This window comes from Methylobacterium sp. WL69 (assembly GCF_008039485.1).
Classification (GTDB): domain Bacteria; phylum Pseudomonadota; class Alphaproteobacteria; order Rhizobiales; family Beijerinckiaceae; genus Methylobacterium.
Map to the genome: position 1 here is coordinate 1 of NZ_VRUZ01000057.1, position 26,963 is coordinate 26,963.

Annotated in this window: 24 protein-coding genes, 2 tRNA genes, 1 rRNA gene and 1 pseudogene; 22 read left to right on the top strand and 6 right to left on the bottom strand. The window is 67.1% G+C overall.

Annotated elements, in window-relative coordinates:
* The 8 genes and pseudogenes from FV218_RS15090 to FV218_RS15120 form a co-directional block, all read left to right on the top strand.
* Positions 1-1,968: ABC transporter ATP-binding protein (locus FV218_RS15090; protein ID WP_147710504.1), on the top strand; the 1,968-nt coding region annotated here is incomplete at its 5' end.
* A gap of 140 nt (positions 1,969-2,108) precedes the next feature.
* Positions 2,109-2,250: pseudogene (locus FV218_RS23240) on the top strand (IS1595 family transposase); the annotation flags it as partial.
* A gap of 141 nt (positions 2,251-2,391) precedes the next feature.
* Positions 2,392-2,685: an ATP-binding protein gene (locus tag FV218_RS15095; RefSeq protein WP_147710505.1), complete on the top strand. Its 294-nt coding sequence runs from the start codon at positions 2,392-2,394 to the stop codon at positions 2,683-2,685.
* 198 nt (positions 2,686-2,883) lie between these two features.
* Positions 2,884-3,969: an ATP-binding protein gene (locus tag FV218_RS15100; protein WP_147710507.1), complete on the top strand. Its 1,086-nt coding sequence runs from the start codon at positions 2,884-2,886 to the stop codon at positions 3,967-3,969.
* 524 nt (positions 3,970-4,493) lie between these two features.
* Positions 4,494-5,723 carry a murein L,D-transpeptidase family protein gene (locus FV218_RS15105; RefSeq protein ID WP_147710509.1) on the top strand — a complete coding sequence of 410 codons (1,230 nt, stop codon included), beginning with the start codon at positions 4,494-4,496 and terminating at the stop codon, positions 5,721-5,723.
* A gap of 175 nt (positions 5,724-5,898) precedes the next feature.
* Positions 5,899-6,855, top strand: coding sequence for an MBL fold metallo-hydrolase (locus FV218_RS15110; protein ID WP_147710510.1), 957 nt, complete (start codon positions 5,899-5,901; stop codon positions 6,853-6,855).
* A 163-nt stretch (positions 6,856-7,018) separates the two neighbouring features.
* Positions 7,019-7,095 (top strand) — tRNA-Arg (locus FV218_RS15115).
* Positions 7,096-7,523: 428 nt separating this feature from the next.
* Positions 7,524-7,931: a hypothetical protein gene (locus tag FV218_RS15120; protein ID WP_147710512.1), complete on the top strand. Its 408-nt coding sequence runs from the start codon at positions 7,524-7,526 to the stop codon at positions 7,929-7,931.
* A 245-nt stretch (positions 7,932-8,176) separates the two neighbouring features.
* Here the strand turns inward: FV218_RS15120 and FV218_RS22835 are convergent, their stop codons facing one another.
* Positions 8,177-9,643: a hypothetical protein gene (locus FV218_RS22835; protein ID WP_187273073.1), complete on the bottom strand. Its 1,467-nt coding sequence runs from the start codon at positions 9,641-9,643 to the stop codon at positions 8,177-8,179.
* Positions 9,644-9,997: 354 nt separating this feature from the next.
* Between FV218_RS22835 and FV218_RS15130 the strand changes: the two genes are divergently transcribed.
* A complete protein-coding gene (locus tag FV218_RS15130) occupies positions 9,998-10,450 on the top strand; it encodes a helix-turn-helix domain-containing protein (protein ID WP_187273074.1) in 453 nt (150 codons plus the stop codon).
* A 3-nt stretch (positions 10,451-10,453) separates the two neighbouring features.
* Complete coding sequence (locus tag FV218_RS15135; protein ID WP_147710518.1) at positions 10,454-11,062, top strand: PIN domain-containing protein; 609 nt, start codon at positions 10,454-10,456, stop codon at positions 11,060-11,062.
* A gap of 86 nt (positions 11,063-11,148) precedes the next feature.
* Here the strand turns inward: FV218_RS15135 and FV218_RS15140 are convergent, their stop codons facing one another.
* From FV218_RS15140 to FV218_RS15150, 3 genes are all read right to left on the bottom strand, one after another.
* Entirely contained in the window at positions 11,149-11,529 is a 381-nt protein-coding gene (locus tag FV218_RS15140) for a hypothetical protein (protein WP_147710520.1), read from the bottom strand.
* A complete protein-coding gene (locus FV218_RS15145) occupies positions 11,522-12,379 on the bottom strand; it encodes a hypothetical protein (RefSeq protein WP_147710522.1) in 858 nt (285 codons plus the stop codon). The genes FV218_RS15140 and FV218_RS15145 overlap by 8 nt, the downstream gene beginning before the upstream one ends.
* Positions 12,380-12,769: 390 nt before the next feature.
* Positions 12,770-13,627, bottom strand: a complete 858-nt coding sequence (locus FV218_RS15150) for an MT-A70 family methyltransferase (protein WP_147710524.1) — start codon at positions 13,625-13,627, stop codon at positions 12,770-12,772.
* A gap of 481 nt (positions 13,628-14,108) precedes the next feature.
* On the opposite strand from FV218_RS15150, the gene FV218_RS15160 reads away from it, so the two are divergent.
* The 4 genes from FV218_RS15160 to FV218_RS15175 all read left to right on the top strand — a co-directional run bounded on the left by FV218_RS15160 (position 14,109) and on the right by FV218_RS15175 (position 17,968).
* Entirely contained in the window at positions 14,109-14,729 is a 621-nt protein-coding gene (locus FV218_RS15160; RefSeq protein ID WP_147710528.1) for a helix-turn-helix transcriptional regulator, read from the top strand.
* Positions 14,730-14,791: 62 nt separating this feature from the next.
* Positions 14,792-16,264 carry a hypothetical protein gene (locus FV218_RS15165; protein ID WP_147710530.1) on the top strand — a complete coding sequence of 491 codons (1,473 nt, stop codon included), beginning with the start codon at positions 14,792-14,794 and terminating at the stop codon, positions 16,262-16,264.
* 116 nt (positions 16,265-16,380) lie between these two features.
* Positions 16,381-16,755 carry a hypothetical protein gene (locus FV218_RS15170; RefSeq protein WP_348642034.1) on the top strand — a complete coding sequence of 125 codons (375 nt, stop codon included), beginning with the start codon at positions 16,381-16,383 and terminating at the stop codon, positions 16,753-16,755.
* Entirely contained in the window at positions 16,745-17,968 is a 1,224-nt protein-coding gene (locus FV218_RS15175; RefSeq protein WP_147710532.1) for an integrase, read from the top strand. Before FV218_RS15170 ends, FV218_RS15175 begins: the two co-directional genes overlap by 11 nt.
* An 87-nt stretch (positions 17,969-18,055) precedes the next feature.
* Here the strand turns inward: FV218_RS15175 and FV218_RS15180 are convergent.
* Positions 18,056-18,129, bottom strand: a tRNA-Gly gene (locus FV218_RS15180).
* Between the two features lie 229 nt (positions 18,130-18,358).
* Here FV218_RS15180 and FV218_RS15185 point away from each other — a divergent pair.
* Both FV218_RS15185 and yacG read left to right on the top strand, forming a co-directional pair.
* Positions 18,359-19,006, top strand: coding sequence for a Maf-like protein (locus FV218_RS15185; protein ID WP_147710534.1), 648 nt, complete (start codon positions 18,359-18,361; stop codon positions 19,004-19,006).
* Positions 19,003-19,212, top strand: a complete 210-nt coding sequence (gene yacG, locus FV218_RS15190) for a DNA gyrase inhibitor YacG (RefSeq protein ID WP_147710536.1) — start codon at positions 19,003-19,005, stop codon at positions 19,210-19,212. Before FV218_RS15185 ends, yacG begins: the two co-directional genes overlap by 4 nt.
* Positions 19,213-19,255: 43 nt before the next feature.
* On the opposite strand, the gene FV218_RS15195 is transcribed toward yacG, so the two are convergent.
* Complete coding sequence (locus FV218_RS15195; RefSeq protein WP_147710538.1) at positions 19,256-20,590, bottom strand: MFS transporter; 1,335 nt, start codon at positions 20,588-20,590, stop codon at positions 19,256-19,258.
* A 391-nt stretch (positions 20,591-20,981) separates the two neighbouring features.
* Between FV218_RS15195 and cyoA the strand changes: the two genes are divergently transcribed.
* From cyoA to FV218_RS22995, 6 genes are all read left to right on the top strand, one after another.
* A complete protein-coding gene (cyoA, locus tag FV218_RS15200; RefSeq protein WP_147710540.1) occupies positions 20,982-22,226 on the top strand; it encodes a ubiquinol oxidase subunit II in 1,245 nt (414 codons plus the stop codon).
* Positions 22,227-22,280: 54 nt separating this feature from the next.
* On the top strand, positions 22,281-24,284 hold the full coding sequence (cyoB, locus tag FV218_RS15205; protein WP_056090932.1) for a cytochrome o ubiquinol oxidase subunit I: 2,004 nt from the start codon (positions 22,281-22,283) through the stop codon (positions 24,282-24,284).
* A gap of 4 nt (positions 24,285-24,288) precedes the next feature.
* The gene (gene cyoC, locus FV218_RS15210) at positions 24,289-24,936 is read left to right on the top strand and encodes a cytochrome o ubiquinol oxidase subunit III (protein ID WP_056090934.1); all 648 of its coding nucleotides are present in this window, start codon (positions 24,289-24,291) and stop codon (positions 24,934-24,936) included.
* Positions 24,936-25,388: a cytochrome o ubiquinol oxidase subunit IV gene (gene cyoD, locus FV218_RS15215; protein WP_147710542.1), complete on the top strand. Its 453-nt coding sequence runs from the start codon at positions 24,936-24,938 to the stop codon at positions 25,386-25,388. Before cyoC ends, cyoD begins: the two co-directional genes overlap by 1 nt.
* 64 nt (positions 25,389-25,452) lie before the next feature.
* Positions 25,453-26,166, top strand: coding sequence for an SURF1 family protein (locus tag FV218_RS15220; RefSeq protein ID WP_147710543.1), 714 nt, complete (start codon positions 25,453-25,455; stop codon positions 26,164-26,166).
* A 732-nt stretch (positions 26,167-26,898) separates the two neighbouring features.
* Positions 26,899-26,963: ribosomal RNA gene (locus tag FV218_RS22995) — 16S ribosomal RNA — on the top strand; the annotation flags it as partial.

The window sequence follows — 26,963 nt, forward strand, 5'->3', positions numbered from 1 at the left end:
CTCCTGGCCGCCGGCCTCGCCCGCGCCCTGATCCAGCGGCGGATGCGGGCCCGCACGGCCCTGCGCCTGCGCTCGGGCGCCACCTTCGAGCGGGCGCTGGCCGACCTCATCCGCCGGATGCCGGCCGTGCGCGCCCACGGGGCCGGCCCCTTCGAGCGCGCCCGCCTCGCTGCCAAGGGGCAGGCCGCCCGCACGGCCCTGGAGCGCTCGGAATCGGCCCTGGCCTATGCCCGCGCGCCGTCCCTGGCGCTGGGCATCCTCCTGCCCGCCATCGTCGTCGCCGTCGCCCTGTGGCGCGGGGGCGACGGGGCGCCCGTCGCCCCCGGCGCCCTGGTGGCGGCGGGCGGCGGCTTCGCCCTCGCGGTGGTGGCGCTCGCCGTCGCCCTGCACCTGCACACCGTCCACCGCGACCTGCTGGCGACCTTTCACGCCATCGCCCACGCCCTGCCGGCCCTGGAGGCCCGCACCCCGCCCCGCCCGGCGCGGATCGCGGCCTTCCCCGAATCCGGGGCCCTCCACGCCCACGGGGTCGGCGCCTACGACCCGGTCACGGGCGAGCGCCTCGCCCAGGTCGACGTCGCCCTCGCCATGCCGGGCCACGTCGCCATCCTGGGCGAGCGCGGCGGCGGCGGGCGGGCGCTCGCCGCCCTCCTGGCCGGCCAGCTCGAACCCACGGCCGGGTCCGTCACCTACGGCGGAACGGATCTGCGCGCCTTCGCGCCCGAGGAGCGGGCCCGCCGCATCGCGCTGGCCGGCGCCGAGGCCATCCTCGTCGAGGGGTCCCTGCGCCAGAACATCCTGTACGGCGCGGCGCATCTCCACGCGGCCCAGGGCGAGCCCGACGACCTCCGGTCGATCCTCGCCCTCACGGGCCTTGACGCCATCGTGTACGCCCGCGGCCTCGAGGGCACCGTCGATCCGGGCGCCGAACCCGCCGTCGCCCGCGCCGTGGTCGCCGCCCGCGACGCCGTGCGCGCGGCGCTGGCCGCCGACAAGGCCGGCCGCCTCGTCGAGCCGTTCGATCCGGCCCGCTACAACCACCAGGCCACGGTGGGCGAGAACATTCTGTTCGGCGAGGCCGTGGGCCCGGCCTTCGCGCCGGAGCGCATCGCCGCCCATCCGTATCTCCGCGCCGTGCTGGAGGCCGAGGATCTGGCCCGGCCCCTGGCGCAGGTCGGCCTGCAGGTGGCCCGCAGCCTCGTGGAGATCTTCGCCGACCTCCCCGACGACCATTCCCTGTTCGACGCGTTCTCCCTGTTCCCGGCCTCCGAGCGCGGCTTCTTCGAGGACCTCGTCGCCCGCATGCCCGAGGCCAAGGGCTGGCGCCGCGGCCCGGCGGGCCAGCGCGACCGCAAGCGCCTCATCGGCCTGGCCCTGCGCTACAGCGAGACCCGCCACCGCTTCGGCCTCGTCGACGCCGCCTTCGAGGACCGGATCGTCGCCGCCCGCCACTCCTTCGCCCGGCTGATGCCGCCCTCGCTCCGCGACAGCATCGAGTTCTACGATCCCGCCACCCTCACGGCCGCCGCCAGCCTGGAGGAGAACATTTTGTTCGGCCGCATCAACGGCGAGGAGGCCGGGGCCGAGGCGCGGGTGCGCGCCCTGGTGCGCCGGGTGCTGGCCGACGAGGGCCTGGAGCCCACGGTCTACCGCCTCGGCCTCGACAGCCGGGTCGAGCCCGGGATGGGCGGCGGCGGCGCCAGTCTCGGCGAGAACGCCATCGGCCCGCGCGAGCGCATCGCCATCGACCTCGCCCGCTGCCTCGTGCGCCGCCCCGACATCGCCGTGGTCGCCATCGCCCTCGAAGACCGCAAGCCCGAGGAGATCCGCCCCCGCCTCGCGGCCCTCCGCGCCGCCCGCACCGGCCGCGGTCTCATCGTCTGCCTCCCGGACGCGGCGATCCTCGACGCCGCGGCGCCGTTCGACGCGGTGCTGCGGGTGGAGCGGAATACCGTGGTGGCGGAGTAGGGGACTTCGCTCGAATGGCACGGCGACGTCGGAGTGAGGTCCCCCAACAAAGCCATCCCTCGAACCCTGCCCGTCGACAAACCGGGCCGTCCGGTGCGCATCCCCTCGCCCCGCATGCGGAGAGAAGGCTCCACTGACCTCGTCGCATCTATCGGCACTGCGGCAAGCAGCACCTTGAACGCAATTTTGCTGAGTTCGACCTACGGTATAATAACTGGATGAAACCAGGTGCGGGCGATGGAGCGGGCACTCAATGGCGTGATCGGCAAACGCCTTCGCTTTCATCAGCTTGCTCGGACACGATGCAAGCCACCTCGCCGGTGGATGTCAAGATGGCATGCCGAGAGTAAGTTGCTGAGAAATAATAGCTTTTCCGTCCAAGTCGACATGCTGTCGACATGCTGGTCGACTGGGAGTTAGGGCTTGTCGGGGAACCAACTTACGTTCGATTTTAACGTGCCCCTTGACGGTCTGCCGCAGCTATGGACGCCCGATGATATCTTCGACTGCTTGGACCAGTCGGCGATTGAGCGATTCAAAGAGGATAGCCGTATTGAAAGAAAGCGTGCGGCTGTCTCAAAAAAGGATCTTGCGGATAACCTTTCGATGTGGGCCAACACCCAGCCATCGGGGGGCATCATTTTTGTAGGCGTTGAAGACGACGGCACTATCTCAGGCTGCAAAAACATAGAACAAGAGCATATCAACGAAATTTAGACCGTCAGGCGCCTCTGCTCGGATGCGCGTTTCGATTTAAAGAAAGTAAGAGTAGTAAATAAAAAGGGGAAAAATGACTTCGTTATTGCGCTGCGCGTTCACTATCGGGAAGATAAGCTAGTCGAAACCGCCGACGGGAATGCCTTTGTTCGTGAGGGCGATCAAAAAAGAAAACTGACAGAGGCAGAAAAGCGCGAAGTGCGCCTAAACAAAGGTGAATTAGACGTAGAGTCGGAAAAGGTAAGCGCGCTAAATTACCCGAATGATTTCGACGTTGTCTTTATGGCACAGTTTCGCGATCAATATGTTGCGAAGCGCCAGCTCGCTCAATCATACTCGGTTGAAGATGTCCTCTTGCTTACAAAGCTTGGGAAAAGGTCCCGATATGGGTTCGAGCCAAACCTTGCGTGTGCATTGTTGTTTGCAAAAGACCCAAGATTGGTTGCCCCCGGAGCGTACATTCGCGTCATCCGATACGATGGCGCAGAAGAAAAATTCGGCGGAAATCTCAATAACGTTGCCGACAGACTTTTCGAGGGACCGTTAGCGCGGCAGATTGCCGAGGCTGATCAGTTTATTGCATCCCAGATTAGAAATTTTACGAGGCTAAGTCCCGATGGCAGGTTTGTAACGAACCCGGAATATCCGAGGGCGGTTTGGTTGGAGGCGGTTGTTAATGCCGCAGTACATCGCTCTTATAATCTCAAGCACATGAACATTTTTGTAAAAATGTTTGAGGATAAGATGATCATCGAAAGTCCCGGAGCGTTCATGCCTCCGACGACTGCAGCGACGGTCTACGAGGCACACAATCCTCGAAATCCAAATCTGATGTGGGCATTGTATTATTTTGATTACGTACAGTGTGCGTTTGAGGGGACAAGGCGCATGCGACAGGATATGCGAGACGCTAACCTTCCAGACCCACGGTTTGCTCAAAAGCAAATTGGTACGTTCCAAGTCTCTGTTACTTTAGAAAACGATCAAGAACACCGGAGGCAGTTCGTTCGAACTGAAGCCGCTGCATCGATTAACCCGGAGCTTTATGCAACTCTTACGGAAAGCGAAAAAATCATAGTAAACTATTTGGCAGATCGAGATAAATTAAATGTCACTGATGCCGGATTAGTCATAGCCAAAGATTGGAGGGCAACCAAGAAAGTGCTGGACGCTTTGGTTGGGAAAAAAATTGTCTCCAAATCGGCGGGAAAGGCACGGAGTCGGCATCGATTTTATTACCTGCGCCGAGACAAGATGGGCATGAGGCGAAACAGCGAATCATGAACGAACCCGCCCAACATGAGCAACGCTCCGTGCTGGGCACTGAGAAGCTGAGGCGAGAAGAGCAGAAGCGCTACTTCGTTGGATCCGCAAGCTAGGCTCAGTGCAGCGGGGAGGAGCCGGACTTCGAGGAAGCCTTGAAAAGTTGCTGCGAAGCCAATGGCGCAGGCCGAAGGAGCAAGCACGGATCGTATCTTGGAGGCGCTTCGCCGACTGGACGGGCATGGGGCGGAGTGCGCTTTCGGGCTGGGATATTTTGCGAAGGAACAAAATTCGGTTTGGACGAGGCACACAGCCAGGCCGTCTGGCACCGCGCTCACGCTCCCTTTGTCAAAAGCGCTAAGAGGCGGGACCGTCGCTCATTTCCAGTTGAGTTGCGCGCCCCATCGGCCCGCAGGCTTTAGGCGCGAAGTGTGTAATCCCCCAAAAAAATCCCCCTATTGCCGCCCCAATGGGATGCGATAAGCCGGACCGATTGCATCGCACGGCGGACGCGCCGGACGGGTCGCTCCATCCTCGGGCCGCGCATGGTCTCACCCCTTCGACCGTTCCTCCTGGCCGCGCTCCTGGCGGGTGGCGCCATCGCGCCCGCCGACGCCGCCGCCGGCAAGGCGTTCGCGCCGATTCCGGCCGCGACCCTGGGGCTGATGCAGGCCAAGGGCACCACGGCCCAGGCCCCGGTGCTGTTTCGCGCCTATAAGAAGGAGAGCGAGATCGAGGTGTGGAAGCGCGCCGCGTCCGGCCGCTTCGTCCTCGTCAAGACGTTTCCCATCTGCCGCTGGTCGGGCCAGCTCGGCCCCAAGCGCAAGACCGGCGACCGCCAGACCCCGGAGGGGTTCTACACGGTGCCCCAGCGCCAGATGAACCCGAATTCGAGCTACTACCTCTCCTTCGACGTCGGCTATCCCAACGCCTACGACCGCGCCCACGGCTCCACCGGCTCGGCCGTGATGGTCCACGGCGTGTGCTCGTCCATGGGCTGCTTCGCCATGACCGACGCCGTGGTGGGCGAGATCTACGCCATCGCCCGCGAGGCCTTCGCCGGGGGCCAGGCGGCGTTCCAGTTCCAGTCCTACCCGTTCCGGATGACGGCCCAGAACATGGCCCGCCACCGCACCGACCCCAACATCGAGTTCTGGCGCCAGCTCAAAGCCGGGTCCGACCGGTTCGAGGCCCTCGGCGAGGAGCCCGCCGTGAGCGTGGTCGCCGGCCGCTACGCTTTCGCCCCCGACCGGGACCCCGTCCGCGAGGCTCGGGTGGCCGCCCATCGGGCCGACGAGGAGGCCCGCATCGCCCAGGCCGTGGAGGACGGGAGTGCGGCCGTGCGCACCACCTATTCCGATGGCGGCCAGCACGCGTTCTGGGCGGCGCACGCCGCGCGGGGCGGGTCCCTGGGCGAGGTCAGCCGGCCCGAGGCCCTGGCCTATGCCGGCCTCGAGGTGGTGACGATCCCGGCGCGCCCCCGCGTCGTCGTCGCCGAGGCCGTGTGGTCGCGCTGGCTCGGCCCGGCCCTGCGCACCGCCTTCGCCCGCTCGGCCAACCTGTCGCGGCCGGCCGAGGCGGGGCGGTTCGGGCCCCTGCTCACCGCCTACGCCGACACCCTGCCGCGCATGGTGCGGGCCAGCCTCGCCGGCACCCTGCCGGTGCCCGGGGGGCTCGCGCCGCAGGGGGGCGCGGGCAAGGACGTCCCGACCAAGGACGCGGCGGACAAGGACGCGGCGGATTTCACCGGTCCCGGGCGCCTCGCCCGGCGCTGACGGCCGTCGTGACCATGTGCGAACCCGCACATCGGTTGTCCGGGGGGCTGCTTACCTCAGACTCGTTCCACTGCAATCCTGGCACACTATCGGCCGCCACCCCGCGCGACGACGCCGTCGCGCGGGCCGGCGAGGGGCCCTGAGGCCCGGGCGGATCAGGGCAATTGGTAAGACGATGTCACTTGCGAACGGGCTTCACGCGAACGGGTTCGATCATGCCGACGACGGCCGGGCCCGGCCGGACGACGGCCTCAGCCTGCGCTTCTGGGGCGTGCGCGGGTCGACCCCCGTCAGCGGGCCGGACTACGTCGAGTTCGGCGGCAGCACGCCGTGCCTGGAGATCCGCTGCGGCACGCGGCTGTTCCTCCTCGATGCGGGCTCGGGCCTCAACGCCTGCGGCCGGCACCACCGGGACGCGCTCCCCCGCGACATCGACCTCCTGTTCAGCCACCTGCACCTCGACCACACGGCCGGCCTGCCGTTCTTCAAGCCGGTGGTGCTCGATCCGGAGCGCACCATCAACACCTGGTGCGGCAACCTCGACGGGGAGAGCGCCGGCCCTGCCCTCGACCGGCTGTTCGCGCCGCCCCTGTTCCCCGTCAGCCTCGACATCCTGCCGTGCCGCCTCGCCCATCACGGCTTCCGCGCCGGCGAGACCCTGACCTTCGCCGACGGCGCGCGGGTCGACACCATCCTGCTCAACCATCCGCAAGGGTCCGTGGGCTACCGCTTCGACCATGCCGGCCGGCGCCTGTGCGTGATCAGCGACATCGAGCATTCCGATCCGTGGCCCGACCCGGCCCTGCGGGAGTTCGTGCGCGGCGCCGACCTCATGATCTACGACGGCATGTTCACCGAGGGCGAGTATCCCGTGTGCCGGGGCTGGGGCCACTCGACCTGGCAGAAGGGCATGGAGCTCGCCCGGGCCGCCGGCGTCGAGGCCCTGGGCATCATCCACCTCCATCCCTGCCACACCGACGACACCCTGCGCCGGATGGAGGCCGAGATGCAGGCGGCCATGCCCACGAGCTTCATCGCCCGCGAGCGCCAGGAGATCGTCCTCCCGCCCCGCCCGAACCCGGTGGACACCCGCGCCCGCGCGCAGCCCGCCGCCGCCCTGGCCTTCCCCTGACGCGGCGTCCCGCGGGGGCCCGGCAGCCCCGTTTCGCCCCGTCCGCGCCCGCCGATCCCTTTGCCCGCAAAACTTGTCCGGAGGGGGTTGCCAGCCGGAAACGGAGCTTCTAAACACCGGCTCGCGGCCGGCACGTCTCCTTCGAGACCCACCGGCCCGGCACGCGCCCGTAGCTCAGCTGGATAGAGCACCAGACTACGAATCTGGGGGTCAGAGGTTCGAATCCTTTCGGGCGCGCCAATCTACCTTCAATAGCAATAACTTACGCTTGATGCCGTATGCGGTATCTTAGTACCACATTGTGGTTTGTGTCTCGGGTACGGCTTGGGGTACGGCAAACGGCGGGGTGTGGTTCCTACCCCTTTGGTTTGCGGGGAGGGTTCAGGCTCCTCCGGTCGATCTCCGCACAGAGCGCCGTTTTGACGGCCTCGAAAACGACCTGGCGATTTTCATCGCGAGGAGAAGCTCCGTCCGTAGGCAATTCAGTTCAAGCGCGCCTCATAGAGGGAGGGTGCGACATTTCTGCACTCAAGCTTGACCGCAGATTCGGCTCGCTCTCGGCATGAGTTGCTGTTAATCAGCGCGCCCCAAAGCGTCCAAACCGTCTAGAAAAAGCTACCAATACAGGATTGTTCGGACTCCGAGGGAATTTGGTCGGAGAGATATTTATGCCTTTTCAATACGAACACAATTTCACGTTATTCGAAGACCCAAATGGAAAGCCTCCGCGGGATACAAGTCAGAAAGCGCGAGAAGCCTATAACGACGCCTTGAATGGTGCGGGTTTTTTCCCGCATGCGGAAAACAGCAACGGTACGGTTGTTAAGCTTCCGCGCTCGGCCCGCGTAGGCGAGTTTGCGGACAACGCCGCCGCGGTTCAGGCGATCAAGGACGCGGAGGCGGCTGCGGAAGCTGCCGATCCCGGCAAATTTTTTGTCGAGGCAAGCACCCTGACGCGATACTCTCCAATCCGCACCCGGGGCATTATTGTGAAGCCGAGCCCGAAGCCTCCCGGACCGGCGACGCCTGATGCCTCGTTGGCCGGGCGACTGATGAAGCGTGCGTCAGGTAAGTAGCGCGTCTATCATCCGAACCCACTCGCCGTGCTTGTCGCGACGAGTGGGTTGCAGCGTTCAGCTCGCCGGCTGCTTACAGCGCCCACGCCCTCCATCGGCCCTCGGTCAGGCGCTCACGATCGCACAGGCCGCAGACAATTTTTTGGCCTCCGCAACGATCCCACCCCACCAATTTAGCTTGTGGTGCTTACCTTCGGCACCGACGGGCGTCCGGGCGATAGTCCTCTAGGCCCGAGCCGAACCAGCTAAAAATGCCGAGAAACCGTCGCGTGAGACAGGTGCGGGGCGTAACAGGCGATGGCGAGACCAGGGCCGCCATGGGCGAGCGGCGCGACGCCGACAGGTTGCGAAGCGCGCCGTTCGTTTCGATCCGCCCGGTCGCGCCCGGCACGAAAATCTCGGGGCCGCGCTCGCCGACGAGGTAGGGCAGGCCCGAGCGCACGGGGCCGCCGAGCGCATGAGCGCCCGCCAGGGGCCGGCGCCGCGTTTCCGGCTCCACCGCCCCCGCCGCCGCCGAAAACACCCTTGGCGCTATTCCACGCGAACTGAGCGGCCCCCTTCAGGGCGCCGACGAGCGCGCCAGCCCCGGCCGTAATCCCGGCGGCGATGGCGCTCACGATTTGCGCGCCGAGGCCCGCCCAATCGAGCGACTTGACGCCGTTCCACGCCTCTTGCGCCTTCGACATGAGCGTCGCGAAGCCCACGGGAATCTGCTCGATCGCGGCCTTCGCCCAGCCCGCCAAGTCGACGATGCCCGTGAAGACGCTCTTGACCGACTCGAACTCGCGGGCCGTGTTCGCGAACAGGTCGCCGCCGCCGCTCGTGAAGTGCGTCTTTAGCGCGTCCCATCCCGAGGCGACGAGATCGAAGGCCGGCTTCAGGGCCTTCAGGGAGTTCAGCGCCTCGCCGAGGCTACGCACGAGGGAATAGCCCCACATCATGAGCTTCCCTTCCGACTGCTTGCCGGTCAGGTCGCTCCACGCCATGCCGATCCGCTCGAAGAGCCCCACGACGGGCGCGAGCATCCCTTGCGCCTCGGGGCCGAGCGCCTTCGAGAGTCCCGCCTTGAAGGTCGTGAACGCCTTCGTGATGCCGGTCCAATTGTTATAGATCGCCGTCCCCGCCGCCGCGAGGCCGACGAGCAGCGCGCCGACGCCCGTGCCGATAATCGCGAAGCGGAGAAGCTTCAGGGCCGACACGACGAGGCGCACGGGGTTGAGCAGGGCGACCGTCGCCACGAGCTGCTGCATGGCGCGCGCCATCGCGGCTACGTCGTCCAGCCCGGGCGGCAGGAACGGCGTCAGGCCAAGGTCGCCTTCGAAGCGATGATCGGCGAAGCGCGCGAGCTCGAGGACGGCCGCCTCGACGATCAGCGCGTCGGGGTGCGGCTCGCCGAGGGCGGCCGGCATGCCGGGCTCGCGGCTGAAGTTCTCGACGCGGACTCCGAGATCCGCCATGCGGAACATCGGTGAGATGGACGAGAAGCCGAGGCGCGGGCCGCGATCGTCGTCACGACGCTTCGGCAACTCGTGGCGGAAACACCAAGTCAGCACCTCCTCGATGTCGAGGGGCCGCTTGGTCGAGATGTCCGGCCGGCGCGTCGACGGCGGTGGCGTGTGGGTTCGGCACTGGCGGACGCCGGCGGCGTGGCGTGTGTCCAGCGGGCGGCGGGCGGACGGAATGGTGCGGGTGCTGGCCGTCGAGGCGGTCAAGGTCGTTCCCCAGGGTGTCCCGTTCCGGAACGGTCGGGCTGCTCGACTGGTGTCCGGCGGGAATTCTCTCACCGTCAAGGGGGTTTAAGGCTGACGGCGATCCGTTGGTTCGATGTTGCCGCTACGCATCGGCAGCAGCGGGGGTCGCCCTTGCGAAACGTGCAGCGGAAGGCCTGCAACACGCGCATTCCTCCGGCACGAGACCGCCGTCGGAACGTATTTACACTTATTTCGTTTATTGCGAATAATGCGTTCCCGAGTGGTTCTCACCATCCGGGGGCTCCGTCCAAGCCGCCCGTCGTTTCGGCTCGGTCAGGAGCAAGCACAATGACAAGAACCGCCGGGAGACACGACATGTTGGCTTTGATGGAGAGGGCGCCTTTCGTAGCCAGCGACGAAGAGGCTGTCATCGCGCGCGAGGCCGTGGCGCGCCTTACCCCGATTGCCGAGGCCAATCAGGACGTGCGCCTGCGCGTCATGGAGTCCGTCGATGTCGTGGTGCCCATTCCGGCGCGCGCCCTGCGGCTGATGGTCGATGTGCTGTCCTACATGGCGGATCAGACGGCCGTGTCGTTCATTCCCCAGGACGCGGAGCTGACGACGCAACAGGCGGCGGACCTCCTGAACGTCTCCAGGCCTCACCTGGTCGGGCTGTTGGAGCGGAACGAGATCCCCTTCCGTCGCGTCGGGGCTCACAGGCGCGTGCGCGTGGCCGATCTGGTTGCACACAAGCGCAAGTGCGAGGCCAAGCATAAGGCGGCCCTTGATCGGATGGCCGAGATTTCCCAGGCCCTGGACCTCGACTGATCGATGAATTCCACGTTCACGGCCTTCTTCGACGCGAACGTGTTCTTCGGAGCTCGCTTGCGCAGCCTCATGATGGAGGTCGCGCAGAGCGGGCTCTTCCGCTCCCGCTGGAGCGCCGACATCCATGACGAGTGGATCCGGTCCGTCCTCGCGAAAAGGCCTGGCCTTCGCCGCGAGCAGATCGAGCCCATCCGCGAGCTGATGGATCAGGCCGTGCCCGATGCTCTGGTCACCGGGTACCACGGCCTGATCCCCGCTTTGACGCTGCCCGATCCGGACGACAGGCACGTTCTCGCGGCGGCGATCGTCGGGCGAGCCGATGTCATCGTGACCTTCAACGAGAAGGATTTTCCGGCGGACGTTCTCGCGCCTTACGGCATCCACACCCGCCACCCTGACGTGTTCTTCGTCGAGGCCGAGAGCATCGATCAAGGAACGCTCGTAGAGGCCGCATCCCGGGATTTGGCCCACTACAAGAACCCGGCCCTCACACCGAAGCAATACACCGACGACCTTCGAAAGGCCGGCGTTCCCGGGCTGGCGGACTATCTCTGGCGGATGCAGGTGCTCTTGAGCGACCGAGAAAGCCGGCAGGCCGACGAAGGACCGTGAGCGCGTGAAAGCCGCTCTCTTCTCCGCCGGCGAGACCGACTGAGCGGACCGGCGCGACAACAGCTCCAGCCCGTGGCACACCCCGCTCAACCGCGCGGATTCCCCAGGCAGGACAGCGTAAGCCCGAGGGCGCGCCGTGCGCCGCATGCCGCGAGCAGAACCCGCTTCTCGGCCTTCTCGGCGGCCTCCGTGAACTGCGCCAGAGTCGGCGGGTAACGCTCGTGCCCGGCGATTCCGTACTCGGGATCGGACAGCATCGCGACGAGCCCGGGCGGCCGGCGCATCAGCAGGGCGCAAGCGTTCTTCGTGGCCTCGGCCAGGTCGGCGAACTGCGCGCGCTGGTAGTTGGCCAGGATCGATTTCACGGCGGCCATGGCTTCCTCCGCGCTTGTCGTCCGCCGCCCCTCGATCGCTTCGGCGAGCGTGTGGATGTCCCGGCAGGCCGCGAGATCGACGCCGTCAGGCAAGCTGTCTCTCGCCGTATCCCGGATCACCAGCGTGAGGCTGTTCCAGAGCGCGTAGCCACTCCGCGGCGTCGTCGAGGGCTTGGTCAAGGTCGGATTTGCCGGCTGTACGGACATGGTTCTGCCTCGGCTGAAGGTGGGCGTTGATCCAGGGGATGGGGGAGGTCGCGCCGTGCTCGTGGGCGCTGCGGATGGCGGCGAGCACCCGGCCGGGATCGTCCGTGTCGCGCAGCCACTTCCCGATCACGTCGCCGGCGGTGCGTCGGTCGAGCCCCAGGGTGACGAGGGAAAGCCGACCTTCCGAAAAGACGAGTTTCCGGTCCGGCGCCGGCTTGCCGGGGCCCGAACCGATAGGTTCGGAAGACTCTTCTTCTGGTTCTTCCTCTGGCTCTTCGAACGAAGTGGGGGCGGAATCTGGTGCCGGTGAACCTGCCGTGAGATTCCGCTTGGTCGTGCGTGAGCTGCCGGTGGCCGCGTCCACCACCACCGGCACCTCCTGCCGGCTGTCCTCATGGTCGAGGTTGAGGATGATGCGGTCGGAGGTGCGGGAGCCGTTGGCTCGCCGGCGCTCCTCGCGCCGCAGGTAGCCCTGCGCTTCGAGCCAGGCGAGGGCCATGCGGACGGCGCGGACGCTGTAGCGGGTGGCCGCCGCAATGCGCTCCTGCCCGCACACGGCCACGCCATCCTTGTTGCTGTCGAGAGCGATGGCGGCCAGCGTGCTCGCGTGGACCGGGCTCACGATCCGTATCTGGCGCCGAGCCCAGCGGCTGTTCGCGAAGGGATTGGTACCGCTCCCGGTGTGTTCGGCAGTCCGCCTCCCGTCCGGAGGGGCATTCATCGTCGGTGTGGTCATCGCCGCTGGCCTTCGGGCAAAGGGGGAGCGCTCGGCCGCGAAGCCGGTTCGGCCTCGGGCACAGGAAGACCCGTTCCGCGTGCGCCTCGGGGCGCGCGCCGGCCGGGTCGGTTGCTCGGAAGGGGAGGCTCGGGCAAAGCTGCGCCGGCCACGTCGCGCAGGTGCGTCGGCGCGGGTGAGACGCAGGCATGCGGGCCGGCTGGGGCGGGGAGCGCCGTCAGGGGACCGCGGGCACGAGCGGAGATCCGGCCGGCAGTGGTGGACCGCGCACGGCGGGGCGGGCGTGGGCGCGCAGATGCGGCGCTGCGATCGCCGGCGCGGCCGGCAGGATCACGCCGTCACGGCGAATCGGATTCCAGGCTTGGGCTGAGTCGGCGCCGGGCCGCGCCCTCACTCGGCCGCCTCGAGGGCCGGTGCCGGGCCGTAGAGGTTGGCGAACCCGGCTCGGGCTTGCCGCTGGAACGCCTCGCCGTAGGGCTCCGGGCTCGCGGCGCGCACGAGGTCGTAGAACGCGTCCGGCTTCTCGCTGTGGGCGCCCACCGGCCCCTCGAAATGGTTCGGGATGTCCTGGCGCCGCAGCATCAGGCCGCCGCGGGTGCCGAACACCACGAACTCGTCCAGGGTGCGGAAGTACCGCCCCTGGGAGAAGCGCGGCTTCTGCCACGTCAGCAGCGTCTTGAAGTCGAAGCCCCAGCCCTGGATCAGCGCCACGGCCGTCGGTACCCACGGCCCCGGCGCGTGGCAGTAGATGTGCGCCTGGTCCCCGACCCAGCCCGGCACCGGCACGGCGGCGATCTCGGCCACCGTCATGGTGGCGTAGGGCGGCCGCTGGTTTTCCGAGACCGTCTCGTCCTGCCACGGCGGGTCGAGGGCGAGGGTCGCAAACCGCCCCGCGATCGCCGCCAGGCGCCGCACCCGGTCGAGATCCGCGACGCGGTTCATCATCTTGTGGGCGTCGTGGATGTTCTCGCTGCGCTCCAGGTAGGCCACCACCGGCCCGAACAGCACGGGATCACGCGCGGCGGCCTCGTAGACCGCGATGCACTTCTCGACGGTGCGGCCCGAGACGCCGGCGATCGCGCCGATCTGGTCGCGCATCCGGCCGGCTTCGACCCGCGCACCCCCGGGCAATTTCCCGGGGGTCTTGCCCTGGCGCGCCCGCGCGGCGGCCTGCTCCCGTTCCGCCGAGGCCAGGGCGGTCCACATCTGCCGGATCCGGCGCGGCGACAGCTTGGGGCGGGTGGGCATGCGGAAGACGACCGGGCGCCGGGGCGGAGTGGGAGTGCGAAGCGAATCGAGGGGCAGGGGCGCCCCGGCCGTCACCAACCGATCTCGTGCTTAAATAATGGGTGCGGACGTAAGCTCATTTTGCATGCCCGGATGATTTATTTGTGTTTGTCTGTTTGATAGTGCTGTGGCTGACCTCTACGGCGAGCCAGGAGCGGGCATCAACTTGCTGAGCGCTCATTTGTTCGACTGCGACAACAACATTGATCGGTGGTCTCGCTTTGCCAGTCTCCCACCGTTGCCACGTCCGAGCTGGATTTTTTCCGGTTATGCCTAGCCTGCGTGCAATCTCTGATTGAGATAGCCCGTTCGAAAGTCGCCAAGCGCGTGGGGTGATGTGATTGGTCACTGGGCAACATAGCCAAAAAAGCTATGGTGCTGTCAAGGCCGATATAGCCATACGGGGCATAGACCTGTCGGGGGAACGAGCGAATATCGCTATATGACAGGGACCACGACAAATCGAATTGCAGCCGTCAGGAAGGCAAAAAAATGGTCTCAGCAAAAACTCGCTGATGCCCTTGGTGTGCATTGGGTAACGATCTCGAAGCTCGAACGGGGTCGTATGCAGCTGACTCAAGATTGGCTAATTAGCATCTCAAATGCTTTAGAGGTCCCTGCTTACAGGCTTTTGATAGATGAGTCTGATCGATATAGGGTGGCCGTTAGAGGTAATATAAGGGACGGTGGGCGTATTGAGCTTTTTGATAAAGACGAATACGTACCGGTAAATGATGATTTGGACGAAGATATTGCATCGTCATGGTTCATGTTTGTTGGAGATTGGGCCTGGCCACATTTCAGAGACGGAGATCTCCTTCGTTTTAATTTAAGATCAGGGCGTCTTTCCGATGTTCTAGTTGGTCGTATCTGCTCTATGTGGATAGAGGAGGCGCATGCAGTTGTAATAGGAGTTCTTGAGCGAAGCGTTGTCGAGGGAAAATTTGATTTACGGCCCTTCAACGATGTGCCGCTTCGGAATGTGGAGGCGAAGTTCATCGAAGTTGCCGTCGAAATTCATATCCACGTTCGAAAAGCGCCCGACACCAGAATGCAGCCATAGCCGCCATGTTTGGTTGACATAATCATAGCCATAGCAGCTATATTGCGCCATCGCATCCCGCGATGGAGGCCACCATGCTGCACGCTATATCTGCATCCGCCACCGCCGACGTTCCCACCCTCGTTGACGCATCCCATCCGGACGCCGAACTGCTCGCCCTCGCGCCCGCCCTCGAATCAGCCATGCGCGAACGAGAGGCCTTCGATCGGGAGCTCGACACGCGCCCCGGAGATCCCGACGCCGAAGAGAACTACGCCCGACGCAAGGCCCTGACCCTGGCTGCGGATGAAGCGGCCCAGCGAATCCTGGCGCATCGCCCCAAGACAGCCGCCGGCCTGCTGCTCATCGCGCACGCCGCCGCGGCCGAGGCGGACTACCTCTGGGACCCGGCGGAGACGGACCTGGACAGTGCCGAGCGCGGGCTGCGCGCCGTGTGCGACGGCCTCTTCACCCTCGTCGGCGTCGATTGGCGCGGCCGACCGCTCGCCGGCGCGGCCGCCGCGCCCCAGCCGATGGCATCGCCCGATCCGATCTTCGGGATGATCGAGGTCAGCCGCATCGCCCTCGACGCCCACGCCGCCGCCCTCGCGGCACCCGATGCGATGACGCCCGCGGGCTGGGCCCGCACCGCACCGGCCGCCCGGGCCGCCCGGGAGGCCTGGACGGCCCTCCTCACCGTCACCCCGACCACCGCCGCCGGCGTCACTGCCCTGGCACGCCACGCGACGGACCAGGCCGCCCGGGGCGACGGCCTCGAGGCGGACGATCTCCTCGCCGTCCTCGGGACGATTGGGGCGGCGAAGCTGGAGTGCGATCCAACGCTCGCAGCGAGAGGCGAGACCATGAGAACGGATCCGGCGACCGATGCTCAATCGGCTCCGGCCACCCCCGAGCCCCTTTTCGTCGCCCTGGAAGCCCATCGGAGCGCGCACTGCGAATGGCTGGCCACGCTGGAAGGAGATGACGATGAGGTGGTCCAGAAGGCCTTGAGCCGGAGGGACGCTGCCTTCAAGGCCGTCCTGGCGGTCCGGCCCATGTCGGATGCCGGCCGGCTCGCCTACGCGAAGCACGTCTTGTTCGAGTTCGCCCAGATCGGCATCGGCAGCGAGATCCCGCCCGACTTGGTCATCGAAGCGGCCCGGATGCTGAACGGGTGGTGGTCGGTCAGCCCTACTGCCATGCCGCCTGTGGCGATCGAACCCACGGGTGCAGAAGCGGCGCTCCATGCCGCGCTCGACGCGCATCTGGTGGCCTACGCGCATCGCCTCCACAGCGCCACTTCAGCCGCGTCGGATGCGGATGCGCGGGCCGATGATGAGCGCCGCGCCTTCCGGAACCTGTTGCACATGCCACTTGGAACGGACGGTGCGCGCGTCGCATACGCCACGGCGATCCTCGGTCAGGCCTGCAGCGTCTACGGCGCAGAGTGTGACGCCCTCGATCGCAGCTCTCCGCTGCCGACGGCTTACCGCAACTTGGCCTTCGGACAGCACGCGCCCGAGCCCCAGGCGTCAGACTTGCTCGCGGCCGAGTAGCCGCGGCGCAGCCTTCGGGACGGCAGTTGGTGCCTGCCGCCCCGAACGCCCCGCCCGTGACCGGCCGCGAGCGGGCGGGGCACCCCTCATCTCCCGACACACGAAGGCGCACGACCATGCCGAAGGCCCGCCGGCCCGGCTCTTCCACGCCGCAGGGCGCCATCGAGGGCGCCGCGCCGGGATCGGCGTTCGCGCCGCCCATCGAGCGGGGCAGGGGCATCGCTTCGCGGATGGGCGGCGCCCGGGCCGAGCCGCACCGCCGCCAGGGGCTCTTCCCCTGCGAGGCGGAAGTGGCGCGCCGGTTGAGCCAGGCGCCGGCGGAGTGGGCGGCCAAGGCGATCGTCCTGGAGCGCCACGGCCTGCCGAAGATCGATCCCGTCATGGGCGGCCGCTTCTGGCCGGCCGTCCAGGCCTTCTGGAATCGGCGCTACGGTCTCTCCCGTGTCGAGGCGTCCGGCCTCGACGGAACGGAGAACCTCGATGCCCTCTGACTTCACAGCGCCCGGCCTGAAGCGCCGGAAGCGCAAGACCGGGCCGGATGTCGCCTATTGGGTGGCCCGTGCGGATCTCGTGAAGGCCGGCTACCGGCCCGAGACCGTGCGCTTGCCCTACGCCGTCGACGACCCGGCGCAGCGGGATCTGCTCGCGGCCGCCTGCATGAAGCTCCAGGCCGAGATGCTGGAATGGTCGTCCGGCCAGGGGCGCGAGACGCAGCGCTTCGACGGCACGATCCTCGGCTTGTCACGCCGCTACCAGACCGACGAGGCCAGCCCGTTCCAGCGGCTCAAGCACACGACCCGGCACAAGGACACCTACACCCTCGTCATCATCGAGAAGGCGTTCGGTGCCCGCGCGCTCGCCGCGCTCAAGATCGGCGACTTCTACCGCTGGTACGGGGCGGCCAAGAAGCCGAAGGCCCCGGGCGGCCCCGAGCGGGTGCGGCGCGCCTACGGCATCATCAAGAAGCTGAGGGAGTTGTTCGCCTTCGGCATCATGGCCGAACTGCCGGAATGCCGGCGGCTCTACGAGGTGCTGGAGCATGCCCGGTTCGCCCAGCCGGCCCGCCGGCGGATCGCGATGGAGCTCGGGCACGTCGAGGCCTTCGTCGCCGGCGCCCTGGCGCGCGGCCGCCTGTCCCTGGCGCTCGGGACGGCCATTCAGTTCGAGACGGCGATGCGCCAGAAGGACGTCATCGGCGAGTGGATGCCGGTCGCCGCCGGCGAGCCGGTGACCGGCATCGTCCTGAATGGCCGGCGCTGGGCCAACGGCCTGACGTGGTCCGACCTCGCCGCCGACCTGGTGGTGCGCAAGGCCACCACGAAGACGGGCGCCTTCGCCGCGCACGACCTGAAGCTCTGCGCGATCGTCCTGGCGCTCCTCGAGCGCGTGCCGGCCGATCGCCGCATCGGACCGCTCATCATCGACGAGACCGCCGGCCGGCCCTACGCCGAGTCGGCCTACGGGCGGGAATGGCGCATCGTCGCCCGGGCCGCCGGCGTGCCGGACGCCGTGTGGAACATGGACGCGCGCGCCGGCGCCATCACCGAGGCGGAGGATGCCGGTGCGGATCTCGACCACATCCGCTCGGCCGCCGCCCATGCGCAGGGCTCGACGACGCTGCGCTACTCGCGCGGCGCCATCGGAAAATCCCGCGCGGTCGCCGAATTGCGGGCCGCGCATCGGGCGGTCAGGAACAAGCCCTGAACCGGCATGGGGAACGCGTTGGGGAACATGGGGAACGCGAGATCAGCGGCAGAACGTCAGAAAGGCTGATGCTTCAACGCGATAGATTGGAGCGGGCGGCGGGAATCGAACCCGCATATTCAGCTTGGGAAGCTGACGTTCTACCACTGAACTACGCCCGCGGCCGCGGCCCTGGGCCGGCGGTGCGGCCTTGGGGGCCGCGATCGGGACCATATCAGAGACGGTCGCGTTGTCCACGGCCTTGATGGCGGGGGGGCGCGTGCGTTCCCATTCGGGCCGGATTCCGATAGCGTCCGGCGGCGTGGCGGACGGTGCCGTCCTGGGCCGACCGCCTTTCTCCCAAGTCCTTCCGGTGGATACCTTATTTCGCATGACGGTTCGCACGTGACGATGGCCGACGCTCCTATCCCGCCCCCGCCGCAGGCGGCGCGCCTCGTCCTCGCCTCGGCGTCGCCCCGGCGCCTCGCCCTGCTGCAGCAGGTCGGGATCGAGCCCGATGCCCTGCTGCCGGCGGATGTCGACGAGACGCCGCGCAAGTCCGAGACGCCGCGCGAGCTCGCCCGGCGCCTGGCGCGGGACAAGCTCGGCGTCGCCGGCGATGCGGCGCGGCGGCGGGACGACATGCGCCAGGCCTTCGTGGTCGCGGCCGATACCGTCGTGGCGGTGGGGCGCCGCGTCCTGCCCAAGGCCGAGGTGGCCGACGAGGCCGCCGACTGCCTGCGCCTGCTCTCGGGGCGCCAGCACCGGGTCTACACGGCGGTGTGCGTGCTGTCGCCGAAGGGGACCCGGCGCGAGCGCCTGGTCGAGACCCGGGTGCGGTTCAAGCGCCTGTCGGGCCGGGAGATCGAGGCCTACATCGCCTCGGAGGAATGGCGCGGCAAGGCCGGCGGCTACGCCATCCAGGGCCTCGCTGCCGCCTTCGTGGTCAAGCTCGTCGGCTCGCATAGCGGGGTGATCGGGCTGCCGCTCTACGAGACCCTGAGCCTCCTGGAAGGCGAGGGTTTTCCCGTTCGCGAAGCCTGGGGGACCATGGCATGACCGGCCCGATTCCCTGGCCCACCGCCCCCGAGGAAGCCTGTCCGATCTGCGCCAAGAAGGCCAAGGCGGAGTTCCGGCCGTTCTGCTCGGCCCGCTGCGCCGACGTCGATCTCGGGCGCTGGCTCACGGACCGCTACGCGATCCCCACCGCCGACGACGAGGACGAGGACGCCGCGCCCGAGGCCGGGCGCGACCGGTCCGCCTGAGGCGGGACGCGCCGTTCCACGCCCCCGTGGAACGGCGTTTCGTTCAGGCCGCCGCCGAGGTGCGCCGGTTGTAGCCGAGGGCCGCGAGGGTCGCGACGGCGCCAGACAGCAGGTAGACGCCGACCCAGGCCAGGCCGAACTCGCTCGACAGGCTCAGGGCCACGAGGGGCGCGAAGCCGGCGCCGATGAGCCAGGCCAGATCCGAGGTCAGGGCCGCGCCGGTGTAGCGGTAGCGGGTGCCGAGGTTGCTCGTCACCGAGCCGGAGGTCTGGCCGTAGGACAGGCCGAGGAGGCCGAAGCCGACGAGCACGTAGATGGTCTGCCCGACCTCGCTGTCGCCCACCAGCAGGGGGGCGACGATGCTGCCCAGCGCGAACAGCAGGATGAGGCCGGCGGAGACGGCCACCAGGGTGCGGCGGCCGATCTGGTCGGCGACGATGCCCGAGATCACGATGGCGCCGGCCCCCACCATGGCGCCGGCGAACTGCACCATGAGGAACTCGCCCACCGAGCGCTGGGTGAACAGGTTGATCCACGAGATCGGGAACACGGTCACGAGGTGGAACAGGGCGAAGCTCGCCAGCGGCACGAAGGCGCCGACGAGGATGTCGCGGCCATGGACCCGCACGGTCTCGAACACCGGCGTCGGCTCGAGCTCGCGCATCTCGATGAGGCGGACGAATTCCTCCGTCGCCACGAGGCGCAGGCGGGCGAACAGCGCGACCACGTTGATGGTGAAGGCGACGAAGAACGGGTAGCGCCAGCCGAAATCGAGGAAGTCGGCCTCCGACAGGTTGGCGAGGAAGAACGCGAACAGGGCGGAGGCCAGCATGAAGCCGATGGGCGCGCCGAGCTGCGGCATCATCGCGTACCAGCCGCGCTTTCCCTCGGGGGCGTTGAGGGCGAGCAGGGAGGCGAGGCCGTCCCAGGCGCCGCCGAGCGCCAGGCCCTGGCCGAACCGGAAGGCGGCGAGGAGCCAGATCGTGGTGGCGCCCAGCGTCGCGTAGTTCGGCAGGAACGCGATGGCCGCCGTGGAGCCGCCGAGGAGGAACAGCGCGATGGTGAGCTTGACCCCGCGCCCGTGGCGCCGGTCGATCTCCGTGAAGATCGCCGAGCCGATGGGCCGGGCGACGAAGGCGAGGGCGAACAGCGCGAAGGAATAGAGCGTGCCGGCCAGCGGCGTCACGAACGGGAAGAACACCTTCGGGAAGATCAGCACCGAGGCGATGCCGTAGACGAAGAAGTCGAAATACTCGGCGGCCCGGCCGATCACCACGCCGATGGCGATCTCGCCCGGCGCCACCGTGTGGTCCGAGGAGGTCTCGTGGGCGTGGCGCTCCGCCTCCGACGAGGACGGCACTGCGGTGTTTGCGCTCATCGGGGCACGTGTGCTCACTGGCTTGGGGCCCGGGGCCTGGGGCCCGGAATGCGGGCCGGCTGGGTGCCCGGAGGGCGGATTCGGGGTCCGGAGGGCGGCGGCCTCGCACGCGGCGCCGCGCCCCGTCGGTGGGCTGATTATGGCCTGAGGCGGGCCCGCGTCAAAGCGCAAGGCCCGGCGCCGCCCTGTCGCACCCGTCACGGTGCCCCTGAGGCGGTAAGGGACATTGCCTCGGGGGAAAGGGTTTGGCTATGCTCCGAGCGCCTACCTGAGAGCATACCTTTCCCCTTGTCAGGCCGGTCTGTTGCATCGCACTAGGCGACACGTTCGACGTGACGCTCATCGGCGGCACGGCACGGGCGGCATCATCGAGTCCGCGTCAGCCGATCCCATGACCGTCAAAATCCTCCGCACGCTCCTCCTCCTGCCCGTGTTCGGCCTGCTGTCGGGCTGCAACATGGTGCTCATGCAGCCGTCGGGCGACATCGCCACGCGGCAGCGCGACCTCATCCTGGCCTCCACCGGGCTGATGCTGCTGATCATCATCCCGGTGATCGTCGCCACCCTGTTCTTCGCCTGGCGCTACCGCGAATCGAACAAGGAGGCGGCCTACGATCCCGACTGGCACCACTCGACCCACCTCGAGGTGCTGATCTGGTCGGCCCCCCTGGTCATCGTCATCGCGCTGGGCGCGCTCACCTGGATCAGCACCCACACCCTCGACCCGTACCGGCCGCTCAGCCGCCTCGACGCGTCGCGGCCCCTGCCGAAGGACGTCAAACCCCTCGTGGTCGAGGTCGTCGCACTCGATTGGAAGTGGCTGTTCTTCTACCCAGATCAGGGCATCGCCACCGTCAACGAGATCGCCGCCCCCGTCGATGTGCCCATCACCTTCAAGATCACGGCCGCCACGGTGATGAACTCGTTCTTCATTCCGGCCCTCGCCGGGCAGATCTACGCCATGCCCGGCATGGAGACGAAGCTGCACGCGGTGATCAACAAGCCCGGCATGTTCGAGGGCATGTCGGCCAATTACAGCGGCTCGGGCTTTTCGCGCATGAACTTCCGCTTCGTCGGCCTCGATCAGGCCGGCTTTGACGACTGGGTCGCCAAGGCCAAGGCGGGCAACAAGCCGCTCAGCCGCGAGGCCTACCTCGAACTCGAGCGGCCGAGCGAGCGCGAGCCCGTGACCTTCTACTCGTCGGTGGCGCCCGGCCTCTACGGGCAGGTGCTCAACATGTGCGCCGTGCCGGGCAAGATGTGCATGCACGAGATGATGGCCATCGACGCCAAGGGCGGCGCCGGCAAGGACAGCCAGGCCAACCGCGCCCGCCTCGAATACGACAACCGCTACGCCGAGCGCGGCGACGAGGGCAACGCCGCCACCGTGGGCGGGTCCGGGCGCTCGTCGCACAGCCCCGAGCAGCCGCAGGGCATGAAGCCGAAATCCACGGCGCCCGAGGTCAAGCCGCATTCGGGATCGGAGCATTTCGGCCACGATCATTCCGGTCACGCGCACGGGGATGCGGCGCCCGCCGGCGACCAGCCCAAGGGCGGCGAAACCAAGAGCGGCGAAACGAAAAGCGACGGGCCCGGCGGCGCCGATCCCGTCGCCCCCGGTCAGCTCAACAAGTAACGCGGACGCCTCCGCCCGCTTCCCGATTCGGCACTCCTCTCACGAGACAGGCCCATGTTCTCCAATCCGGACCTTCAGAAGCTCCTGTTCGGGCGACTGACCCTCGACGCCGTGCCCCTGCATGAGCCGATCCTGCTCATCACCTTCGCCATGGTCGGCCTCGGCGGCCTCGCGGTCCTCGGCGGCCTCACCTATTTCCGCCTCTGGGGTCCCCTGTGGCGCGACTGGTTCACCAGCGTCGATCACAAGAAGATCGGCATCATGTACATCGTGCTGGCCCTGGTCATGCTCCTGCGCGGCTTTGCCGACGCCCTGATGATGCGCGCCCAGCAGGCCATGGCGTTCGGCCCCAACGAGGGCTACCTGCCGCCGCACCACTACGACCAGATCTTCACGGCCCACGGCGTGATCATGATCTTCTTCGTGGCGATGCCCCTGGTCACCGGCCTGATGAACTTCGTCGTGCCGCTGCAGATCGGCGCCCGCGACGTGGCGTTCCCGTTCCTCAATAACTTCAGCTTCTGGATGACGGTGGCCGGCGCCGTGACCGTGATGGCGTCCCTGTTCGTCGGCGAGTTCGCCCGGACCGGCTGGCTCGCCTATCCGCCCCTGTCGGGACCGGCCATGAGCCCCGGCGTCGGCGTCGACTACTATATCTGGGCCCTGCAGATCGCCGGCATCGGCACGCTGCTATCGGGCATCAACCTCATCGCGACGATCGTGAAGATGCGGGCCCCCGGCATGGGCATGATGCGCATGCCGATTTTCACCTGGACGGCGCTCTGCACCAACATCCTCATCGTCGCCGCCTTCCCGATCCTCACCGCCGTTCTGGCGATGCTGTCCCTCGACCGCTACGTGGGCACGCATTTCTTCTCGAACGATCTCGGCGGCAACCCGATGATGTACGTGAACCTCATCTGGATCTGGGGTCACCCGGAGGTCTACATCCTGATCCTGCCGGCCTTCGGCGTGTTCTCGGAGATCACCGCCACCTTCTCGCGCAAGCGCCTCTTCGGCTACGCGTCCATGGTCTACGCCACGGTGGTGATCACCATCCTGTCGTACCTCGTCTGGCTGCATCACTTCTTCACCATGGGTTCGGGCGCCAGCGTGAACTCGTTCTTCGGCATCACGACGATGATCATCTCGATCCCGACGGGCGCCAAGATCTTCAACTGGCTGTTCACCATGTACAAGGGCCGCATCGACTTCGACGTGCCGATGCTCTGGACCATCGGCTTCATGGTGACCTTCACCGTGGGCGGCATGACCGGCGTGCTGCTCGCCGTGCCCCCGGCCGACTTCGTGCTGCACAACTCCCTGTTCCTCATCGCCCACTTCCACAACGTCATCATCGGCGGCGTGCTGTTCGGGATGCTGGCTGGCATCACCTACTGGTTCCCCAAGGCCTTCGGCTACAAGCTCGACGCGTTCTGGGGGAAGATGTCGTTCTGGTTCTGGCTCACGGGCTTCTGGTTCGCCTTCATGCCGCTCTACGTCCTCGGCCTCATGGGCGTGACCCGGCGGGTGCAGCACTTCGACGACCCCTCGTTACAGATCTGGTTCGTCATCGCGGCGTTCGGCGCCTTCCTCATCCTCCTCGGCATCGCCTCGTTCATCGTCACCCTGGTGGTGAGCTTCCTCAAGCGCGAGGAGCTGCGCGACCTCACCGGCGATCCGTGGAACGGCCGCACCCTCGAATGGGCGACCTCGTCGCCGCCGCCGGACTACAACTTCGCCTTCACGCCCGTGGTCCACGACCATGACGCGTGGTGGGACATGAAGAAGCGCGGCTACGTCCGGCCCCTGAGCGGCTTTCAGAAGATCCACATGCCGCGCGGCACCGCCACCGGCCTCATCCTCGGCGTGATCTCCATCGTCTTCTCGTTCGCGATGATCTGGTACATCTGGTGGCTCGCGGCCCTGACCTTCGTGGCACTGACGGTGGTCACCATCGGCCATACCTTCAACTACGCCCGCGACTTCTACATTCCCGCCGACGAGGTCGTCCGGACGGAGAATGCGCGCACGGCGCTTCTGGCGGAACGGGTCTAGGATCATGGCGGCGCATTCCACGGCGGCCTTCACCGCCGACGACTTCAAGGGACCGGGGGACACCCCGGTCTTCCTCGACGCGGACGGCAAGCACCATCCCGAGGGCGGGACGATGCTGGGCTTCTGGCTCTACCTGATGAGCGATTGCCTCATCTTCGCGGCCCTGTTCGCCGTCTACGCCGTGCTCGGGCGCAACTACGCCGCGGGGCCGTCGCCGAAGGACCTGTTCGACCTCAAGCTCGTCGCCCTCAACACCTCGATGCTGCTGTTCTCCTCCATCACCTATGGCTTCGCCATGCTGGAGATGGAGAAGGAGAAGCGCGGGCGGATGCAGCTCTGGCTCGCCGTCACAGGCCTGTTCGGCCTGTGCTTCATCGGCCTCGAGCTCTACGAGTTCCAGCACCTCATCCACGAGGGGGCGACGCCCCAGCGCAGCGCGTTCCTGTCGGCGTTCTTCACCCTGGTGGGCACCCACGGCCTGCACGTCAGCCTCGGCATCGTCTGGCTGGTGATTCTGATGGTGCAGGTCCAGCTGCGCGGGCTCGGCGATGAGAACAAGCGCCGCCTCATGTGCCTGTCGATGTTCTGGCACTTCCTCGACGTGGTCTGGATCGGCGTGTTCACCTTCGTCTACCTCATGGGAGTCCTTTGATGAGCGTCGCATCGGAGGACGCCAACGTCCGCGGCAGCGGCCGCGACGTCCACGAGGAGCCGGGCGGCCACGGCTCGTTCCGGGGCTACATGACGGGCTTCCTCCTGTCGGTGGTGCTGACCGCGATCCCGTTCTGGCTGGTGATGTCCGACGTGCTGGGGGCGCCGCGCCTCACCGGCCTCGTCGTCATGGCCTTCGCCGTGGTCCAGATCGTGGTCCACATGGTCTACTTCCTCCACATGAACACCAAGTCCGAGGGCGGCTGGACGATTCTCGCCCTGATCTTCACCCTGACCCTGGTGCTCATCACCCTCGTGGGCTCCGTGTGGGTCATGTACCACCTCGACACCAACATGATGCCGGCCGACCACGGCATGCACATGCCGGCCCCGCAATCGGTGCCCGTCGAGCCCGGGACGGCGGCCCCGCCGCCGCACCAGCACCAGCATTGATTCTTCACGGGCGGCCGCGTTCGATGAAGGCGGTCGTGTCGGTCCTGCAACCGGGTCGCGTTCCATGAGCGCGACCCGTCTGCGTCCGGGCCTGTGGGGCCTCGCCGTCGCCGCCTGTCTCCTGGCGGCGGGCCTCGTCGCCCTCGGGACCTGGCAGCTCCAGCGCCGCGCCTGGAAGCACGACCTCGTCGCCCGCATGGACGCCCGCCTCCAGGCCGCCGCCGTGCCGGCCACCGGGTGCCCCTGCGAGCCCTACACCCGCGTCTTCGCCGCTGGCGCATTCGCCCATGACCGCGAGACCCTGGTCCAGGCCGTCACCGAGGCCGGGCCGGGCTTCTGGGTGCTGACCCCCCTGGTGGGGGAGGGCGGTGCGATCCTGATCAACCGCGGCTTCGTGCCGAGGGAGCGGCGCGACCCCGCCACGCGGGCGGCCGGCCAGGTCGCCGGCCCCGTGCGCGTCACCGGCCTCCTGCGCCTCACCGAGCCCGGCGGCGCTTTTTTGCGGAGTAACGATCCGGCCGGGGGACGCTGGTACTCGCGGGATGTAGCCGGCATCGCGGCTTCACGCGGGCTCTCGGGGGCGGCGCCGTACTTCGTCGACGCCGACGCCACGCCCAATCCCGGCGGCCTGCCCGTGGGCGGCCTCACGGTCGTGGCGTTTCCCGACAACCACCTCGTCTACGCGCTGACCTGGTTCACCCTCGCGGCCATGGTCCTCGGTGCGCTGGCCTACACCCTGCGCGATGCCCTGCGGTCCCGGAACGATCGTTCCGCCTGAATACCGGGGGAGGGGGCTTCGCGACGCACGACGCGTGCGGAGCGGAGTCCGAGGGTGGCCGCGCGGGGGAGGGGTTTTGGGACCCCGGGGATGGCATATCCTGCCGGAAACACCCCTTGCGCTGCCGAGGTGGCCCAAGGGCGGCTTTCGCCGGGCCCGTCGCAAAAAATTCGCGTCCCTGTCATCCGGGGTGTTGACGGGGCGATTGGGGGTCCGTATACCCCGGTCATCGGCGGCGGCGAGCGGGACTTTCGGGTCTGGCGGATGCTGCGGCCGGTACATCTCGGAGACGATTTATCGGATGGATGATCCGGCCTTGGCTGGATGATCCACTGTTTTCGTCTCTCGGGTGTCGTTCTGTCGGCGGGGTGGTTTGGCGGGTTCGCTGGATTGTCCGGGTTGACAGGATGGCGACGGGGTTCTAGACGCTCCGGACCGCTGGGACGACTCACCGATGGTGTGGTCGGTACCACGATTTTCCAAGTCTGGCAATCGGGTTTCGTGCGGGTGACCGCGCGGTCTGGTTGGATCGGGTTTCCGGAGTGATCCGGCGTTCTTTGACAAGTGAATCTGAGAAAGAGAAGCGTGGACGGCGTTGTCCTTGCGGATTGTTCTAACGAACAATCGTGAGACGATTGCCGAGACACACTTCGAGAGCTCACACCGGAACGACGGAAACGTCTTCTGGTTTGTGTGCTTCCGTTATGATGTGATCGGTCTAGATCAACTCTTCAACTTGAGAGTTTGATCCTGGCTCAGAGCGAACGCTGGCGGCAGGCTTAACACATGCAAGTCGA

What these genes read in the sequence shown, in the direction of transcription:
- FV218_RS15105 (WP_147710509.1), top strand. Translation starts at nt 4,494, where the DNA reads ATGGTCTCACCCCTTCGACCGTTCCTCCTGGCCGCGCTCCTGGCGGGT.
- FV218_RS15110 (WP_147710510.1), top strand. Translation starts at nt 5,899, where the DNA reads ATGTCACTTGCGAACGGGCTTCACGCGAACGGGTTCGATCATGCCGAC.
- FV218_RS15120 (WP_147710512.1), top strand. Translation starts at nt 7,524, where the DNA reads ATGCCTTTTCAATACGAACACAATTTCACGTTATTCGAAGACCCAAAT.
- FV218_RS15130 (WP_187273074.1), top strand. Translation starts at nt 9,998, where the DNA reads ATGTTGGCTTTGATGGAGAGGGCGCCTTTCGTAGCCAGCGACGAAGAG.
- FV218_RS15135 (WP_147710518.1), top strand. Translation starts at nt 10,454, where the DNA reads ATGAATTCCACGTTCACGGCCTTCTTCGACGCGAACGTGTTCTTCGGA.
- FV218_RS15145 (WP_147710522.1), bottom strand. Translation starts at nt 12,379, where the DNA reads ATGACCACACCGACGATGAATGCCCCTCCGGACGGGAGGCGGACTGCC.
- FV218_RS15150 (WP_147710524.1), bottom strand. Translation starts at nt 13,627, where the DNA reads ATGCCCACCCGCCCCAAGCTGTCGCCGCGCCGGATCCGGCAGATGTGG.
- FV218_RS15160 (WP_147710528.1), top strand. Translation starts at nt 14,109, where the DNA reads ATGACAGGGACCACGACAAATCGAATTGCAGCCGTCAGGAAGGCAAAA.
- FV218_RS15165 (WP_147710530.1), top strand. Translation starts at nt 14,792, where the DNA reads ATGGAGGCCACCATGCTGCACGCTATATCTGCATCCGCCACCGCCGAC.
- FV218_RS15170 (WP_348642034.1), top strand. Translation starts at nt 16,381, where the DNA reads ATGCCGAAGGCCCGCCGGCCCGGCTCTTCCACGCCGCAGGGCGCCATC.
- FV218_RS15175 (WP_147710532.1), top strand. Translation starts at nt 16,745, where the DNA reads ATGCCCTCTGACTTCACAGCGCCCGGCCTGAAGCGCCGGAAGCGCAAG.
- FV218_RS15185 (WP_147710534.1), top strand. Translation starts at nt 18,359, where the DNA reads ATGGCCGACGCTCCTATCCCGCCCCCGCCGCAGGCGGCGCGCCTCGTC.
- yacG (WP_147710536.1), top strand. Translation starts at nt 19,003, where the DNA reads ATGACCGGCCCGATTCCCTGGCCCACCGCCCCCGAGGAAGCCTGTCCG.
- FV218_RS15195 (WP_147710538.1), bottom strand. Translation starts at nt 20,590, where the DNA reads ATGAGCGCAAACACCGCAGTGCCGTCCTCGTCGGAGGCGGAGCGCCAC.
- cyoA (WP_147710540.1), top strand. Translation starts at nt 20,982, where the DNA reads ATGACCGTCAAAATCCTCCGCACGCTCCTCCTCCTGCCCGTGTTCGGC.
- cyoB (WP_056090932.1), top strand. Translation starts at nt 22,281, where the DNA reads ATGTTCTCCAATCCGGACCTTCAGAAGCTCCTGTTCGGGCGACTGACC.
- cyoC (WP_056090934.1), top strand. Translation starts at nt 24,289, where the DNA reads ATGGCGGCGCATTCCACGGCGGCCTTCACCGCCGACGACTTCAAGGGA.
- cyoD (WP_147710542.1), top strand. Translation starts at nt 24,936, where the DNA reads ATGAGCGTCGCATCGGAGGACGCCAACGTCCGCGGCAGCGGCCGCGAC.
- FV218_RS15220 (WP_147710543.1), top strand. Translation starts at nt 25,453, where the DNA reads ATGAGCGCGACCCGTCTGCGTCCGGGCCTGTGGGGCCTCGCCGTCGCC.